The sequence below is a fragment of the Rhodococcus sp. 14-2483-1-1 genome (genome assembly GCF_002259335.1).
Taxonomy (GTDB): Bacteria; Actinomycetota; Actinomycetes; order Mycobacteriales; family Mycobacteriaceae; genus Rhodococcoides.
On the sequence record NZ_NPFX01000022.1, the window covers coordinates 226763 to 242231 of the forward strand.

General features: G+C 64.4%; 14 protein-coding genes. 3 read left to right on the top strand and 11 right to left on the bottom strand.

Annotated features, from left to right (window positions below; genetic code table 11):
* Positions 1-44: 44 nt before the first annotated feature.
* The 6 genes from CH294_RS21985 to pafA form a co-directional block, all read right to left on the bottom strand.
* Complete coding sequence (locus CH294_RS21985; protein WP_052058382.1) at positions 45-2819, bottom strand: DEAD/DEAH box helicase; 2775 nt, start codon at positions 2817-2819, stop codon at positions 45-47.
* A gap of 27 nt (positions 2820-2846) precedes the next feature.
* On the bottom strand, positions 2847-3818 hold the full coding sequence (tatC, locus tag CH294_RS21990) for a twin-arginine translocase subunit TatC (protein ID WP_032377889.1): 972 nt from the start codon (positions 3816-3818) through the stop codon (positions 2847-2849).
* Positions 3819-3928: 110 nt separating this feature from the next.
* Positions 3929-4195: a Sec-independent protein translocase subunit TatA gene (gene tatA, locus CH294_RS21995; RefSeq protein WP_094739078.1), complete on the bottom strand. Its 267-nt coding sequence runs from the start codon at positions 4193-4195 to the stop codon at positions 3929-3931.
* Positions 4196-4280: 85 nt separating this feature from the next.
* Complete coding sequence (locus tag CH294_RS22000; RefSeq protein ID WP_032403421.1) at positions 4281-5276, bottom strand: YafY family protein; 996 nt, start codon at positions 5274-5276, stop codon at positions 4281-4283.
* Positions 5273-6265 (bottom strand): YafY family protein, encoded by a 993-nt coding sequence (locus CH294_RS22005; RefSeq protein WP_032403420.1) that lies wholly within the window; start codon positions 6263-6265, stop codon positions 5273-5275. Before CH294_RS22005 ends, CH294_RS22000 begins: the two co-directional genes overlap by 4 nt.
* A 94-nt stretch (positions 6266-6359) precedes the next feature.
* On the bottom strand, positions 6360-7718 hold the full coding sequence (gene pafA, locus CH294_RS22010; protein WP_170944814.1) for a Pup--protein ligase: 1359 nt from the start codon (positions 7716-7718) through the stop codon (positions 6360-6362).
* 98 nt (positions 7719-7816) lie between these two features.
* On the opposite strand from pafA, the gene CH294_RS22015 reads away from it, so the two are divergent.
* Both CH294_RS22015 and CH294_RS28090 read left to right on the top strand, forming a co-directional pair.
* A complete protein-coding gene (locus CH294_RS22015) occupies positions 7817-8773 on the top strand; it encodes a phosphatase PAP2 family protein (protein WP_349290438.1) in 957 nt (318 codons plus the stop codon).
* The gene (locus CH294_RS28090) at positions 8774-9286 is read left to right on the top strand and encodes a hypothetical protein (protein ID WP_349290439.1); all 513 of its coding nucleotides are present in this window, start codon (positions 8774-8776) and stop codon (positions 9284-9286) included.
* A gap of 35 nt (positions 9287-9321) precedes the next feature.
* On the opposite strand, the gene prcA is transcribed toward CH294_RS28090, so the two are convergent.
* The 5 genes from prcA to arc all read right to left on the bottom strand — a co-directional run bounded on the left by prcA (position 9322) and on the right by arc (position 14774).
* A complete protein-coding gene (gene prcA, locus CH294_RS22020; RefSeq protein ID WP_032403419.1) occupies positions 9322-10107 on the bottom strand; it encodes a proteasome subunit alpha in 786 nt (261 codons plus the stop codon).
* Positions 10104-11003 (bottom strand): proteasome subunit beta, encoded by a 900-nt coding sequence (gene prcB, locus CH294_RS22025; RefSeq protein WP_170944815.1) that lies wholly within the window; start codon positions 11001-11003, stop codon positions 10104-10106. The genes prcA and prcB overlap by 4 nt, the downstream gene beginning before the upstream one ends.
* A 38-nt stretch (positions 11004-11041) precedes the next feature.
* On the bottom strand, positions 11042-11236 hold the full coding sequence (locus CH294_RS22030) for a ubiquitin-like protein Pup (protein WP_008716348.1): 195 nt from the start codon (positions 11234-11236) through the stop codon (positions 11042-11044).
* Positions 11237-11430: 194 nt separating this feature from the next.
* The gene (gene dop / locus CH294_RS22035; protein ID WP_032403417.1) at positions 11431-12930 is read right to left on the bottom strand and encodes a depupylase/deamidase Dop; all 1500 of its coding nucleotides are present in this window, start codon (positions 12928-12930) and stop codon (positions 11431-11433) included.
* Positions 12931-13010: 80 nt separating this feature from the next.
* Positions 13011-14774 carry a proteasome ATPase gene (arc, locus tag CH294_RS22040; protein ID WP_032403683.1) on the bottom strand — a complete coding sequence of 588 codons (1764 nt, stop codon included), beginning with the start codon at positions 14772-14774 and terminating at the stop codon, positions 13011-13013.
* A 184-nt stretch (positions 14775-14958) separates the two neighbouring features.
* On the opposite strand from arc, the gene CH294_RS22045 reads away from it, so the two are divergent.
* Positions 14959-15444, top strand: coding sequence for a hypothetical protein (locus tag CH294_RS22045; RefSeq protein WP_032403682.1), 486 nt, complete (start codon positions 14959-14961; stop codon positions 15442-15444).
* The last annotated feature ends 25 nt before the right edge of the window (positions 15445-15469 follow it).

The window sequence follows — 15469 nt, forward strand, 5'->3', positions numbered from 1 at the left end:
CGTCGGGTTCATCTCTACCGGGCCACTCCATCACACCGCTCCTGTCACGCGGCGTCGACGGCGACCACGCCGCGGCGCAGGGCTGCGACGGCGCGCGCCGCCGTTCGCGACAGTTCCGGCTCCGGGGCCGCGAGCCGAACCTGATCGAGCAGATCTATCACCTGTCGGCACCACCGCACGAAGTCTCCACCCGAGAGAGCTTTGCCGTTGTCCCCGGCCGTGACGAGGGCGTCGACCAACGAGTGATCGGACGCCCACTTGTAGATGGCCTTCACGAAACCCATGTCGGGCTCTCTCGTCGGCGGGAGCTTGTGCCGAACTTCGTCCGAACGAAGCTCGTGCCACACCCGGACCGTCTCGGTGAGTGCATGTCGAATGGGACCCGTCGGACCGTGCGGGGTGATGTCCCCCTCCGACCTCGACTCGTAGACGACGGCCGAAACGACCGCTGCCAACTCGGCAGGTGACAGGCCCTGCCACAGACCACCGCGGAGGCATTCCGCCACGAGCAGGTCGGACTCCGAGTAGATCCGGCTCAACCTGGCACCGTCGTCGGTGACCTTGGGATCCTTACCCGGCGTCACGTACCCGCGGTCGGCGAGTAGAGCCAGGATGCGGTCGAAGGTGCGAGCAAGAGAGTTCGTCGTCGCCGATACTTTCTGACGCATCGTTTCGGTCTCGCGGGCAAGCCGGTTGTAGCGCTCACCGGTACGACCGAGTTCGTCACGATCGGGTCGTGCGTGCACCGGATGCGATCGAATGGCTCGGCGAAGGGTGGCCAGCTCCTTGTCGTCCGCTGCTGTCGACTTTCGTCGGATGCGGTCCGACGGCTGCGATATTCCGCGCGTGACCAGTGCTGCCGCGAGATCGCGCCGGGTCCTCGCGGTGCGATGGTCGACGAACCGCGGTAGCCGCATCGTTCCCAGTGACGTTGCCGGCGAGGGGAAGTCCGCTGCGGAGAGTCGACCCGCCCACTTGTCCTCGGTCAGCACCAGCGGACGCGGATCGGCCCGGTCGTCGTCCGGTTCCAGCACGACGGCAAGGCCGCTGCGGCGACCGGTCGGCACCGAGATCACATCGCCGCGGCGCAGGGCGCGCAGCGAATCGACAGCCTTGTCTCGTCGATCGGAGCGGCTCTGGCGTTCGAGGGTCTTCTCGCGATCTTTGAGTCGTTCGCGCAGCCGCGCATACTCGAAGTATTCGCCGTCGGGTCCGCCGAGGCGTGCACCGAGCGCGTCCAGCGTCTGCATGTTCTTCTCGATACCCCGGACCATGCCGACGACGGAGCGGTCGGCCTGGAACTGAGCGAAGGATCGCTCGAGCAGCAGACGCGAATCGGCTGCACCGAACTGCTCGATCAGGTTGATCGACATGTTGTACGCCGGCGCGAACGAACTGCGCAGCGGAAAAGTACGGGTCGACGCGAGCCCGGCGACTTCGGTCGGCTCGGTGCCCGGCTGCCACAGCACGACGGCATGGCCTTCGACGTCGATACCGCGGCGCCCGGCTCGACCGGTCAACTGGGTGTACTCCCCCGGGGTCAGCTCGGCATGCGTTTCACCGTTGAACTTGACGAGCTTTTCCAGCACCACCGTTCGGGCCGGCATGTTGATGCCGAGCGCCAGCGTCTCGGTGGCGAACACCGCTCTGACCAGGCCCTTGACGAACAATTCCTCCACGGTGTGCCGAAAGACCGGCAACATACCGGCGTGATGGGCGGCGAAGCCACGCTCGAGTGCATCGCGCCACTCCCAGAAGCCCAGAACCTCCAGGTCTTCCCGCGGAAGTTCCGAGGTGTGCTTCTCGACGATGTACCGAATTTCTTCCGCCTGCTCGGGCGTCGTCAACACCAGACGCGAGCGCATGCATTGAGTGAGTGCACCGTCGCACCCGGCGCGACTGAAGATGAACGTGATCGCGGGGAGCAAGCCCTCTTCGTCGAGTTTGGCGATCACATCGGGTCGGGCAAGCGGCCGGTTGTTGGCCCCGCTGCCCTGACCGCCACCGCGGCCTCCTCCGCCCCCTCGACCGCCCCGGCCTCGGCTGTGCGGCGCGTGCCAGCGGTCCATCGAGTCGAGAGACTGGCGCTGCTTGACGTGCCGGACGAGTTCGCGGTCGACCACGACCTTCTGGCTGCCGTCGGGTGACTGCGCCCTGGTGTCGAACAAGTCGAACAACCGGCGTCCCACCATGATGTGCTGAGAGAGAGGTACCGGTCGGTTCTCGTCCACCACGACGGTGGTGTCACCGCGAACCGTGCTCATCCACGCGCCGAACTCCTCGGCGTTGCTGACCGTGGCCGACAGACTCACCAGGCGAACATCGTCGGACAGGTGCAGGATGACCTCTTCCCACACTGCCCCCCGGAAGCGATCGGCCAGGTAGTGCACCTCGTCCATCACGACATGAGAGAGTCCGCGAAGCGCGTCCGACGATGCGTAGAGCATGTTTCGCAGAACCTCCGTCGTCATGATGACGATGGGGGCATCGGGGTTGATCGACGAATCTCCGGTGAGCAGGCCCACCGTGTCGCGGCCGTACCGTGCAGTCAGCTCGGCGAACTTCTGATTGCTGAGCGCCTTGATCGGTGTGGTGTAGAAGCACTTTCGCCCGGCTGCGAGGGCCAGGTGGACGGCGAACTCACCGATCACAGTCTTGCCTGCACCGGTAGGGGCACAGACCAGGACGCCGTGTCCGTTCTCCAACGCGGTACACGCATCGACCTGGAACCGGTCGAGCGGGAAACCCAGCTCTGCCGAGAAACGTTGCAGCTCAGTGGGCTTCGGACTCGGATGGACGTCCGTCGTAGTGTCCGTCATGCGCTGGTCCCCACGCATCGGCCGAGGTCAGATGGTGTCGTCGTACTGTGACTGGGTTCGGGTTGCAGCACCGAATCCGCTGGGCGGCGGTGTCGGAGCGACAGCGTGTGGGGACTCGATCGTACTTGCGCCTTCGATACGTGTTGCTTCGTCATCTGACACATCACCCCATTCGTCTCTTCTCTTGCGCAACTTACGCTTGTCGTGAATTCGCGCAATCTGCACTGCCATCTCGAAGAGGACCGTCAACGCCAACGCCAGCGCCAACATCGAGAACGGGTCCTGCCCCGGTGTCGCGATGGCGGCGAAGACGAACAGACCGAAGATCAGACCGCGACGCCACGCCTTGAGTCGTTCGTAGGTCAGCACGCCGACGAAATTCAGAGCAACCACGAGCAGCGGAATCTCGAAGCTGACACCGAAGATGATGAGGAGGTTGATCAAGAATCCGAAGTACTGATCGCCACTCAGTGCAGTGATCTGTACGTTGTCGCCGATCGACAGCAAGAAGTGCAGCCCCTTGGCCACCACGAAGTACGCCAGGATGGCACCGGTGACGAACAGTGCAGCCGCGCCGGTGACGAAGGAGACGGCGTATCGACGTTCGTTGGCATACAGGCCAGGCGTGATGAACGCCCAGATCTGATAGAGCCAGATGGGGCAGGCAAGCACGACCCCGGCGGTGAACGCGACCTTGAATCGCAGCAGGAACTGATCGAACGGTCCGGTCGCGAGCAGTCGACATTGGTCGTCGTTGCTCAAGTTCGCGCGGAGGTTCGGATCGAGTGTGCAGTACGGACCTCGAAGAAGGTCACCGAGACTTTCGACGCCGAATATCGTGTGCGAGTACCAGAAGAACCCGAACGCCGTGGTGACGGCGACGGCAACGAGCGACCACAGGAGCCGCGTCCGCAGCTCGTACAGATGATCGACCAACGACATCGTGCCGTCGGGATTGACTCGGCGCTTGCTACGCCGCGGATCGAACGGAATGCGCATGGTGTTGTACGGTCAGCCTTCTTCGGTCGGCCGACGGCGCCGGGCCGTCACCGACAGCAGTGAACCTTCGGTGCCCACGTGGCACCGAAGGTGTGCTGAGCGGTCTGCGCTCAGGCAGACTTCGCGTCGTGCTGTGCGTCGACGTTCGTCGGGGCAACGGGCGCAGGCGGAGGCAGCTGAGTAGGCGCGGCCGGCTGCTGTGCCGTCGTGGTATCGGTGTCGGATTTGCCGTCGTTCTGCATCTCCTTCACCTCGCTCTTGAAGATGCGCAACGAGCGGCCGAGTCCACGAGCAGCGTCGGGCAGCTTCTTGGAACCGAACAGAATGATGACGACCACCGCAACGATCGCCCAGTGCCAGGGACTGGTGAATCCCATGTGAACCTCCTGAGATCAGATGAATCGAGCGTACCCGACTACGGGTGACACCTTCAGCAGCGGCGAGCAGCGGTTTGCCCTGCGTTCATGTCGTGACGGTGCCGTCTGCGCTGGTCGAGTCCAGCTCGGAGTACACGTCCAGCGCAGAACGTGCGCGTTCGCGGACGGAGTTCACCAAGGATTCAGGTGAAAGTACCGTGACGCCGCCGCCGAACCCGAGTGTCAGACGGGTCATCCACTGCAGAGTTGCAAATCGCATCGTCACCTCGATCGATCCGTCGGAATCGGCTGCGACCTGTGTCATCGGGTAGTAGTCCAGAATCCAGGTGTAGGTGGGCGACACCTTCAGTCGCGCCTGCGACAGCGAGGGGTCGTCGTTGAAGATCTCGAAGGCGTCCTCGTCCTGAACCGACTCCGGCGGTGCAGCGGGCTCGTTCCGTTCGACAGCCGAGTCGATGCGGTCGAACCGGAAAAGCCGAACGCCCTCGGCTCCTCGGCACCACGCCTGCAGATAGCTGTTGTCGTCGACCACGACCGTCCTGATCGGGTCGACAGTTCGTTCGGTGACGACGTCTCGCGACGCAGAATAATACGTCAGGTCGAGTGCGTGCCGGTGCCGCAAAGCAGACCGGACGGTGCTCGAGACCGCCCCCTCTTCGGTGCCGACGCTGTCGTGATCGGACGAGAGTGGCACGTTGGCCGCCGCCGAGCCCGCCGCGGTTTCGATCTTCGCGATCGCTCGCTGCGCGGCGGACGGATCGACCATGCCGGGCATCGACGTCAGCGATCGGAGCGCGACCAACAGGGCCGTGGCCTCGGTCGACGTCAGGCGCAGTGGACGATCGATCCCCGCGGAGAACGTCACGTCGATGCTCTCCTCGGAGAACGAGAGATCGATGAGGTCACCCGGGCCGTAGCCGGGTAGACCGCACATCCAGAGTTGGTTGAGATCGGCCATCAGCGTTGCCGTCGACACACCCAGCTCGCGTGCGGCCTCCTCGGCGCTCAACCCCGGATTCGCCATGAAGAACGGCACCATGTTGAGGAGCCTGGCCAAACGGACCGACAGACGCGCGCTCATCGCTCGGTCTCCACGTCGGCTGCCGTCTGAAGAGTCGAGATCACATCGGCCCGCAATTCCGCGGGTTCGAGCACCACCGCATCAGCCCCGTGGCCCGCGATCAACCGCGAGATCCAATCCCAGGACCGCACTGGAACCTCGACGACCGTGCCGCTCCGGGTGCCCAGACTCTGCGCGCCCACGATCGTTCCCATCCGGCGTAGCTCCAGTGCCCTGCCATCGTGCAACCAGACTCGTGCTGTGCCCGACACCGAGGACGTCCCTGCGACGCGACGGACGATGTCCTGCAGGTCGATACCGTCGGGTTTGCGGACACTCTGCGGCGAGCCGAACGATTTGACCTCGTCACCGATGCGGGAGAGGCGGAAGGTTCGGGTGTCGTCTCGGTCCACGTCGTGTCCCACCAGGTACCAGCGGCCGCGGAACGTGACGACACCCCACGGCTGGACGGTTCTGGTGGTGAACGGATCCGTCAACGACGGTCGGTGCTCGAACCGCACCGATTTGCCCTCGTCGATGGCGGCCAGCAGCGCACCGAGTGCAGGTTCGGAGCCCCTGGTCCGTGCGGGAACCGCGGTCACCGCCGCCGCGGACTCGTTCTGGTCGACCTGAATACCCGCGGCGCGAAGTTTGAGGAGCGCACTCTGAGCCGCCGACGTGAGCTCGGGTGATTCCCAGAGTTTGACGGCGACAGCGACAGCGGCCGACTCCTCGCTGGTGAGGTCGATGTCGGGCAGCTCGTACGCGTCGCGATTGATGCGGTAGCCCTCGACGCCGCCGAACCTGGTTGCGGCTCCGGTTTCCAAGGGAACGCCGAGGTCACGTAGTTCGTTCTTGTCCCGCTCGAACATTCGACTGAAAGCTTCGTGGCTGGACGAGTCGTCGTATCCGGCCACGCTGTCACGGATCCACTCCGCGGTGAGGAACTGACGCGTCGACAGCAGGCAGATGACAAGATTCATCAGGCGTTCGACTTTGGTGGTGGCCACGACTGTCGAGCCTAGTTGCTCAACTGGTGCCGGAGCGGTAGCGACCCGAGTCGTCGGAGCGGTAGCGACCCGAGCTGCCGTATATCCACCGGGCTTACATCGACGCGATCAGTCTCTCCACACGCTCGTCGACCGAACGGAACGGGTCCTTGCACAACACGGTTCGCTGCGCCTGGTCGTTGAGCTTGAGGTGCACCCAATCGACCGTGAAGTCGCGACCCGCCTCCTGCGCGGCGGTGATGAACTCACCTCGCAGTTTGGCCCGCGTGGTCTGCGGAGGGAGGTCGACCGCTTCGTCGATCTGCTCGTCCTCGGTGACTCGCTTGGCCAAGCCCTTGCGCTGTAGCAGGTCGAACACTCCACGCCCGCGTTTGATGTCGTGGTAGGCCAGGTCCAGTTGAGCGATCTTGGGATCGGAGAGCTCCATCGAGTACCGATCCTGGTAACGCTGGAACAGCTTGCGCTTGATGACCCAGTCGATCTCGGTATCCACCTTCGCGAAGTCCTGCGTCTCGATGGCATCGAGGGTCCGCCCCCAGAGGTCGACCACCTGCTCCACCTGAGTGTTCGGCTCCCGCGTCTTCAGGTGTTCGACGGCCCGGGCGTAGTACTCCCGCTGGATATCGAGGGCGCTGGCCTGCCGTCCCCCCGCGAGCCTCACCGGGCGCCGTCCGGTGAGATCGTGGCTGACCTCGCGGATGGCGCGAATCGGATTGTCCAAAGCGAAGTCTCGGAAAGATACTCCTGCCTCGATCATTTCGAGGACGAGGGCCGCCGTTCCGACCTTGAGCATCGTCGAGGTCTCGGCCATATTCGAATCGCCCACGATCACGTGCAGCCTGCGGTACTTCTCGGCGTCGGCGTGGGGCTCGTCGCGAGTGTTGATGATCGGCCGCGACCGAGTGGTGGCAGAGGAGACGCCTTCCCAGATGTGCTCGGCACGCTGTGACAGGCAGAACGTGGCCGCTTTCGGCGTCTGCAGGACCTTGCCTGCGCCGCAGATCAATTGACGCGTGACCAGAAAGGGAAGCAGAACGTCCGAAATCCGAGAGAACTCCCCCGCTCGCTGTACCAGGAAGTTTTCGTGGCAGCCGTACGAGTTGCCGGCGGAGTCGGTGTTGTTCTTGAACAGGTAGATATCGCCGCCGATGCCTTCCTCGGCCAGGCGCTGCTCGGCGTCGATCAGCAGATCCTCGAGAACACGCTCGCCCGCCCGGTCGTGGGTGACCAACTGCAGCAGGCTGTCGCACTCGGCCGTCGCGTACTCGGGGTGCGAGCCGACATCGAGGTACAGGCGGGCACCGTTGCGAAGGAACACATTCGAGCTTCGCCCCCACGAGACCACCCGGCGGAACAAGTAGCGAGCCACTTCGTCCGGACTGAGGCGTCGATGTCCGTGGAAAGTACATGTGACACCGAACTCTGTCTCGATGCCCATAATTCGTCGCTGCACACTTCGACACTACAACGCAACCTGCGATTCGATGTGTCGGAGCGCCCCGATGTCGTCCGTCCGTGAAGATGCTGCCGCGCGTGCCTAGGCTGGGTGTCATGACACCCACGCCTACCTCTGTTTCGACGGCCGTTCATGCGTGGGACCTCTCGCTGGTGGCACGGAGTGCAGCGTTGCGGTCCAGCCGAGCGGATGCGGGCCTGCGCGCGCTGAGTAACGCGGCCGATCACGGTCGTCTGTGGCTCGGCGTTGCTGCTGTGCTCGTTGCCGCTGGTGGGCCTGCACGCCGAGGGGGTGTTCGTGGACTCGTGGCGCTCGCGGGCGCGAGTGCCAGCGCCAACGGTCTGCTCAAGCCGTTGTTCCCACGGACTCGTCCCGGTTCCGAGTCGGTGCCCGTGCTGCGTCAGGTACTGGCTCCACCGGTGTCCTCATCTTTTCCGTCCGGTCACTCGGCTTCTGCCGCGGCTTTCGTGACGGCCGTTGCCATCGAATCTCCGCTGGCAGGAATTGTTCTGGCACCCGTTGCGGCCGCTGTCTGCTACTCGCGTGTCCACGTCGGTGTGCATTGGCCCACCGACGTCATCGCAGGCGCCGCCCTCGGTTCGGCCATCGCGCTGTCCACCCGCCGATGGTGGGCTGTGCGTTCGGAAAAGCCTGCCGATCTGGGCTCACCGGTCGAGGTCCCGCCACTTCAGGGGGGACGGGGGCTGCTCGTGCTCGTCAATCCAGGGTCGGGTGATGGCTCCGAGTCGGTGCCCGAGGCGATCCGTCGCGCACTTCCCGAGGCAGATCTGTTCGTTCCGGATCCGGAACTCGATTTCAACGAGCAACTCGAACAACGAATTCGGGATACGTCGCCGCGGGCACTCGGCGTCTGCGGCGGCGACGGAACGGTGGTGAGCGTCGCCGCGTCGGCAGCGCGCAGCGGGTTGCCTCTCGCAGCGTTCCCCGGTGGCACTCTCAATCACTTCGCCCGTGACACCGGTTTGACCGCCGTCGAAGACACCGCAGCAGCCATCGAGGCGGGGACGGCCGAACTGGTCGATATTGCCTAGGTGGCCATCGACGGCCGCAGCGTGTCGTTCGTCAACACCGCTACCTTCGGCGGATATCCCGACTCGGTGCGGTTACGTCAGAAACTCCAGAGCCGAATCGGCAAATGGCCTGCGGCAGCCGTTGCGATGACGAGGGTACTGGCCGCCGCGGAGCCGCTGAACATCGAACTCGACGGCACCGGACATTCGGTGTGGATGCTCTTCGTCGGCAACGGCAACTACGTGCCGACCGACCAAGTTCCCATGTCGCGCAGCAGCATTCACACCGGCACCCTGGACGTTCGTTTCCTTCCCTCCGAACCCAAGGCGTCGCGAACCAGATTGCTGTGGGCGACGGTGACGGGCACCCTGGGCTCCTCACCGGCCTACGTTCGCCGAGCAGTGAAGCAGCTGACGGTGGAGGTGGAAGGCGCTCCCGTTGCACTCGCCGCCGACGGCGAAGTGGTAGGCGACGGAACGTGGTTCGAGTTCACCAGTGACAAGAACGGCCTCGCGCTCTACCGGAAGCGGTAGGGCACGAGGCCGTCTGGGTGCGATCTGCGAGCCAGCTACGAGGGACCCACCTCGGGCACACCGTCGACCGTGTCGGTGGTGGCCTGTACGGCTGGTGCCGAAGCCGGCAACATGTCCTCCAACGCAGCTCCTGCGATGCGTCGGAACGCGCGCCGAGGCCGACCTTGGTCCAGTACAGCCACTTCGAGCGCGGATACCTCGAGAACCTTCTTCTCGGGCTCACCGCCTGCAGCGGGCGGTACCGCGGGTCCCGCGGTGAGTGCATCCACCGCAACGCGCACCGCGTCGGCCAGATCGAGTCCGGGACGGTAGGTGTCCTTCAACGCTGCGACGATGGGCTCGGTCGTTCCGCCCATGACGACGAAATCCTGTTCGTCGACGATGGACCCGTCGTAGGTGATGCGGTAGAGCTGCGTTGCGATCGGCTCGTCCTGATGCGAGACCTCCGCGACACAGATTTCCACTTCGTACGGCTTGAGCTGCTCCGTGAAAATCGTGCCGAGCGCCTGCGCGTAGGTCTTGGCGAGCGACCTGCCGGTCACATCCCGGCGGTCGTAGGTGTACCCCTTGATGTCGGCATGCTGAATACCGGCTTTCCGGAGATTCTCGAACTCGTTGTACTTCCCCACGGCCGCGAAGCCGATCCGGTCGTACAGTTCGCTCACCTTGTGCAGCGCCGTCGAGCGATTCTCGGCCACGAACAGCACGCCGTCCGCGTAGGTCAGTGCGATGACGCTCCGGCCACGGCCGATTCCCTTGCGCGCCAATTCCGAACGATCGCGCATGATCTGCTCGGCTGATGCGTAGTACGGCATTGTCATGGTGCGCTACCCCCTTCGCTCACTTGCTGACCGGACCGGGTGTGATGCTCGGCACCGCCGGTGTGCGCGGCACTCTCGGTCCGCTCCGCGAGAACGGAATGCGCTGCGGCCGACACACGGTCGTGTGCAACGTCGTCTGCGCCGACGCTCGTGATTGCCACTGCCGTCGGATAGATCCCTCGGGTGACGTCAGGTCCGCCTGTGGCGGAGTCGTCGTCGGCGGCGTCGTACAGCGATTCGACCGCTGCGCGAAGCGCTTCGTCCTCGGTCATTCCGGGGCGATAGAGCTTCTTGAGTGCCGACTTGGCGAACAGTGATCCCGACCCCACCGCGTGATAGCCCGAGCGCTCCTCGTAGCGCCCGCCGACCACGTCGTAGGACACGATGCGCCCGGCACTGTCCGGGTCCGAGATGTCGATGTCGAACCCGACCAGCAACGGGACGGCGGCCAATCCTTGCATTGCGGCACCGAGGTTGCTCCGCACCATCGACGACAGCTTGTTGGCCTTGCCGTTGAAGGTGAGTGGAACCCCTTCGATCTTCTCGTAGTGCTCCAGTTCGACCGCGAAGAGCCGTACGAGCTCGATCGCGATGCCTGCGGTTCCGGCAATGCCCGCAGCGGAGTACTCGTCGGTGACGTAGACCTTCTGCATGTCACGGTTGGCGATCAGATTGCCTTGAGTGGCGCGCCGATCACCAGCGATCAGGACCCCACCCGCGTAGGTGAGGGCGACGATCGTCGTCCCGTGCGGAGCGATGCCGGACTTGTCGGAGGTGCCGTTGGCAGCGTGGGACACCAGGTCTGCGGCCAGACCGCTCTCGGGCAACAGATGGGGGGCGTGCTGACGGAGGTAGTCGGAGAACGACGAACTGCTCGATCCGAGCGGGATCGTCATGCCGTCACCGGCCGACCGTGGGTCCGAACGATCCACCGTCACTGGCCGCCCTTCTGCACGTAGGCACGAACGAAGTCCTCGGCGTTCTCCTCGAGGACGTCGTCGATCTCGTCCAAGAGGTCGTCGGTCTCCTCGGCCAGCTTCTCGCGCCGCTCCTGCCCACCGGCTCCGGTGTCGCCTGGGACCTCATCGTCGTCGCCGCCGCCAGAGCGCCGTGTCTGCTCCTGTGCCATAGTCGCCGACCTCCTCCGTGTATCGAGAGAACACATCTACTGCACGTTCATCGATTCATCCGAGATGCACCGTTGTGGATGTGCAAGTGCAACCGAACGTTCCGCCGAAAGTGCACGGACCTTTACCCTACCGACAGACCGGCCGCGCGGGTCGTCGAGACACCATCGAATAGTCGGACTGCGTTGCCGGGTTCTCAGTTGGTGAGCTGATCGACGAGCTCGGCGGCACTGTCGACAGACTCGAGCAGCGCACCGACGTGCGATTTGGTACCGCGCAGCGGTTCGAGTGTCGGGATGCGTACCAGTGAGTCGCCACCCAGGTCGAAGATGACGGAATCCCAGCTCGCCGCAGCGATATCGGCCCCGAATTTGCGGAGGCACTCGCCGCGGAAGTAGGCCCTCGTATCCTCCGGCGGGTTGCCGACGGCATCGAGTACCTGCTGCTCCGTGACCAGTCGATCCATCGACCCACGAGCAACCAGCCGGTTGTACAGGCCTTTGTCGAGCCGAACGTCGGAGTACTGCAGGTCTACCAGATGAAGGCGCGGCGCCGACCAGCCCAGGCCCTCGCGCTGGCGGAAACCCTCCAGCAGACGCAGCTTCGCGGGCCAGTCCAGCAGGTGGGCGCATTCCATCGGATCGCGTTCGAGGAGGTCGAGCACCATGGCCCACTTGTCGAGCACGTCCAGGGCCCGCGCGTCGTCGCTCCCCTCGGCGGCCACGAATTTCGCGGCCCGCTGGTGGTAGATGCGCTGGAGCGCAAGCCCGGTCAGCTCGCGCCCGTCCGCGAGAGCCACTGCCTTGCGCAGAGTCGGATCGTGGCTGATCTGGTGGACGGCGGTCACCGGTCGGGCGAGCTGGAGATCGGACAGATCCACTCCGGCTTCGATGAGGTCGAGTACCAGCGCGGTGGTGCCCACCTTGAGGTAGGTCGACATCTCCGCGAGGTTCGCGTCGCCGATGATGCAATGCAGGCGGCGATACTTGTCCGCATCCGCGTGCGGTTCGTCGCGCGTGTTGATGATGCCGCGCTTGAGTGTGGTCTCGAGGCCGACCTCCACCTCGATGTAGTCGGCTCGCTGAGAGAGCTGGAACCCGGCCTCGTCGCCGGACTGGCCGATTCCGACGCGTCCCGATCCCGTGATCACCTGCCGCGATGCGAAGAACGGCGACAGACCGGCGATGACGGCCGAGAACGGCGTCTCGCGCGACATCAAGTAGTTCTCGTGAGTGCCGTACGACGCGCCCTTGCCGTCGACGTTGTTCTTGTACAGCTGCAACCGCGGGGCTCCTGGCACGCTGGAGGCGTGGCGAGCGGCGGCCTCCATGACGCGCTCCCCGGCCTTGTCCCAGATCACAGCGTCCAACGGATCCCGTACTTCCGGGGCCGAGTATTCGGGGTGAGCATGGTCGACGTACAGACGGGCACCGTTGGTGAGAATCATGTTGGCCGCGCCGATCTCGTCGGCATCGATGACCGGTGCAGGGCCGCTGAAGCGTCCGAGGTCGAAGCCACGGGCGTCACGTAGCGGCGACTCGACTTCGTAATCCCATCGTGTGCGCTTGGCCCGCGGTACCCCTGCAGCGGCCGCGTAGGCCAACACTGCCTGGGTGGACGTCAAGATCGGATTGGCGGTGGGTTCGGTGGGCGAAGAAATGCCGTACTCGACCTCGATACCGATGATGCGCTGCATGAGTCGAGCCTAGACGGCACGCAGACACAGAACGGGGCGCGCCCTGTGCGGACGCGCCCCGATGTTGTTCTGTGCAGGATCTACAGGTACTGGCCGGTGTTGGCCTCGGTGTCGATTGCCCGGCTCGCGCTGGCATTCTTACCGGTGACCAACGTGCGGATGTAGACGATCCGCTCGCCCTTCTTACCGGAAATTCGCGCCCAGTCGTCGGGATTCGTGGTGTTCGGCAGATCTTCGTTCTCGGCGAACTCGTCGACGATGGAGTCGAAGAGGTGCTGGATCCTCAAACCGGCGTTGCCGGTTTCGAGAACCGACTTGATGGCGTACTTCTTCGCGCGGTCCACGATGTTCTGAATCATGGCACCGGAGTTGAAGTCCTTGAAGTACAAAACTTCCTTGTCGCCGTTGGCATATGTCACCTCGAGGAAACGGTTGTCGTCGCTCTCGGCGTACATGCGCTCGACGACCCGGTCGATCATCCCTCGGATGCAGGCCGCGCGGTCACCACCGAACTCGGCGACATCGTCGGCATTGACCGGCAGCGAGTCGGTCAGGTACTTGGAGAAGATGTCCTGTGCCGATTCGGCGTCGGGACGCTCGATCTTGATCTTCACGTCCAGGCGACCGGGCCGCAGGATCGCGGGGTCGATCATGTCCTCTCGGTTGGAGGCACCGATCACGATGACGTTCTCGAGCCCCTCCACACCGTCGATCTCGGCGAGCAGCTGCGGAACGACCGTCGTCTCGACATCGGACGAGACACCCGAACCGCGGGTGCGGAAGATCGAGTCCATCTCGTCGAAGAACACGATGACCGGGGTGCCCTCGGACGCCTTCTCCCGTGCGCGCTGGAAGATCATGCGAATGTGACGCTCGGTCTCGCCGACGAACTTGTTGAGCAGTTCGGGACCCTTGATGTTGAGGAAGAACGACTTCGCTTCCTTGGCGTCCTGCCCGCGGGCCTCGGCGATCTTCTTGGCCAACGAGTTGGCAACCGCCTTGGCGATCAACGTCTTTCCGCACCCGGGAGGGCCGTAGAGCAGTACACCCTTGGGTGGACGCAGGGAGTACTCGCGAAACAGATCCTTGTGCAGGAACGGGAGTTCGACGGCGTCGCGAATCTGCTCGATCTGTCGACCGAGACCACCGATGTCCTCGTATCCCACGTCCGGAACCTCTTCGAGGACCAAGTCCTCCACCTCGGCCTTGGGGACACGCTCGAAGGCGTAGCCGGCCTTGGTGTCGACCAGGAGCGAATCGCCGGGACGGAGTTTGCGGGACGGTTCGTCCGGGTCGATGGGGCCGTCGTCGTTGACCATGTCGATCAGCGGCTTTGCCAGCCACACGACGCGCTCCTCGTCGGCGTGACCGACGACGAGAGCCCTCGATCCGTCGCCGAGAAGCTCACGCAGAGTGCTGATCTCACCGACCTGGTCGAAGGTGCAGGCCTCGACGATGGTCAACGCCTCGTTCAGCCGCACCGTCTGGCCCGGCGCAAGCGAGTCGGCTTCGATGTTGGGCGAGCACGTGAGGCGCATCTTTCGGCCGGACGTGAACACATCGACGGTTCCGTCGTCGAACACACTCAGCAGAACGCCGTAACCGCTCGGCGGTTGGCCGAGTCGGTCGACCTCCTCGCGAAGCGCGATGAGCTGTTGTCTGGCCTCTTTGAGGGTGTCCATCAGCTTGGTGTTGCGGAGCGAGAGCGAATCGACACGGCCTTCGAGCTCGCGTACCTGTTCGGGGGACTCCCCCAGTTGACGGCGCAGTGAAGCGGCTTCGGCTCGCACGGCGTCCAGTTCGGCTCTGGCCGCGGCCACATCCGGATTGTCTGTTGAGCTCATGAGCGACTCCTCCCAGTGACGATCTATCAACGCTACCGGCACCGGCCCGAATGTGCGGACCGACACCACGATCGGGCGTGCCTGCTGCATGCCTCGACTGCACACCAACCGAGGCCGGGGTCATGTTAGCCTCACCTGACCAAACGGTGGACGGACTACGGAAACAGGGGCTTCACCAGTGAAGATGCGCATATTCTCCGCCAGCGTCGCACTCACGGCGGCGGTGATGTCGGTGGCCGGGTGCAGCACCGCAGATGAATCCGATCACGCCGATCACAATTCGACGTCGGCCGCAGATTCTGTCGGCACGACGACCGACGTGCCCGCTGTTGCGGCACCGACCTCCGATGAACTCGAATCCTCGCTGCTGCAGCTGGTGGCACCGGACGTCGACGCGGCAACCAAAGCGGCCGCGGTCGAGAACGGTCAGGCGCGTCTGACGAACCTCGACACCATGACCGCCGCGCTGGCGAACTACGGCACGATCACGTTCGAGGTTGCCGAGCCGACTGTCGAGGGCGAGACGTCCACGGCCGACGTGGCGATCGCCACCCCACGAGGGACGGCAGCGCCCTCACCGCAGACCTGGGTCCTGATCGACGGCAAGTGGAAGCTCTCCGACGCCAGCACCTGCCAGATCCTTGCGATGGGGCAAGCACCCTGCGCCTGAAGTCCGGGCCCGCCAGTCGAGCGAG

What these genes read in the sequence shown, in the direction of transcription:
- prcA (WP_032403419.1), bottom strand. Translation starts at nt 10,107, where the DNA reads ATGACAATGCCGTACTACGCATCAGCCGAGCAGATCATGCGCGATCGT.
- CH294_RS22015 (WP_349290438.1), top strand. Translation starts at nt 7,817, where the DNA reads ATGACACCCACGCCTACCTCTGTTTCGACGGCCGTTCATGCGTGGGAC.
- dop (WP_032403417.1), bottom strand. Translation starts at nt 12,930, where the DNA reads ATGCAGCGCATCATCGGTATCGAGGTCGAGTACGGCATTTCTTCGCCC.
- CH294_RS22000 (WP_032403421.1), bottom strand. Translation starts at nt 5,276, where the DNA reads ATGAGCGCGCGTCTGTCGGTCCGTTTGGCCAGGCTCCTCAACATGGTG.
- prcB (WP_170944815.1), bottom strand. Translation starts at nt 11,003, where the DNA reads ATGACGATCCCGCTCGGATCGAGCAGTTCGTCGTTCTCCGACTACCTC.
- CH294_RS22030 (WP_008716348.1), bottom strand. Translation starts at nt 11,236, where the DNA reads ATGGCACAGGAGCAGACACGGCGCTCTGGCGGCGGCGACGACGATGAG.
- tatA (WP_094739078.1), bottom strand. Translation starts at nt 4,195, where the DNA reads ATGGGATTCACCAGTCCCTGGCACTGGGCGATCGTTGCGGTGGTCGTC.
- CH294_RS21985 (WP_052058382.1), bottom strand. Translation starts at nt 2,819, where the DNA reads ATGACGGACACTACGACGGACGTCCATCCGAGTCCGAAGCCCACTGAG.
- tatC (WP_032377889.1), bottom strand. Translation starts at nt 3,818, where the DNA reads ATGCGCATTCCGTTCGATCCGCGGCGTAGCAAGCGCCGAGTCAATCCC.
- CH294_RS22045 (WP_032403682.1), top strand. Translation starts at nt 14,959, where the DNA reads ATGCGCATATTCTCCGCCAGCGTCGCACTCACGGCGGCGGTGATGTCG.
- arc (WP_032403683.1), bottom strand. Translation starts at nt 14,774, where the DNA reads ATGAGCTCAACAGACAATCCGGATGTGGCCGCGGCCAGAGCCGAACTG.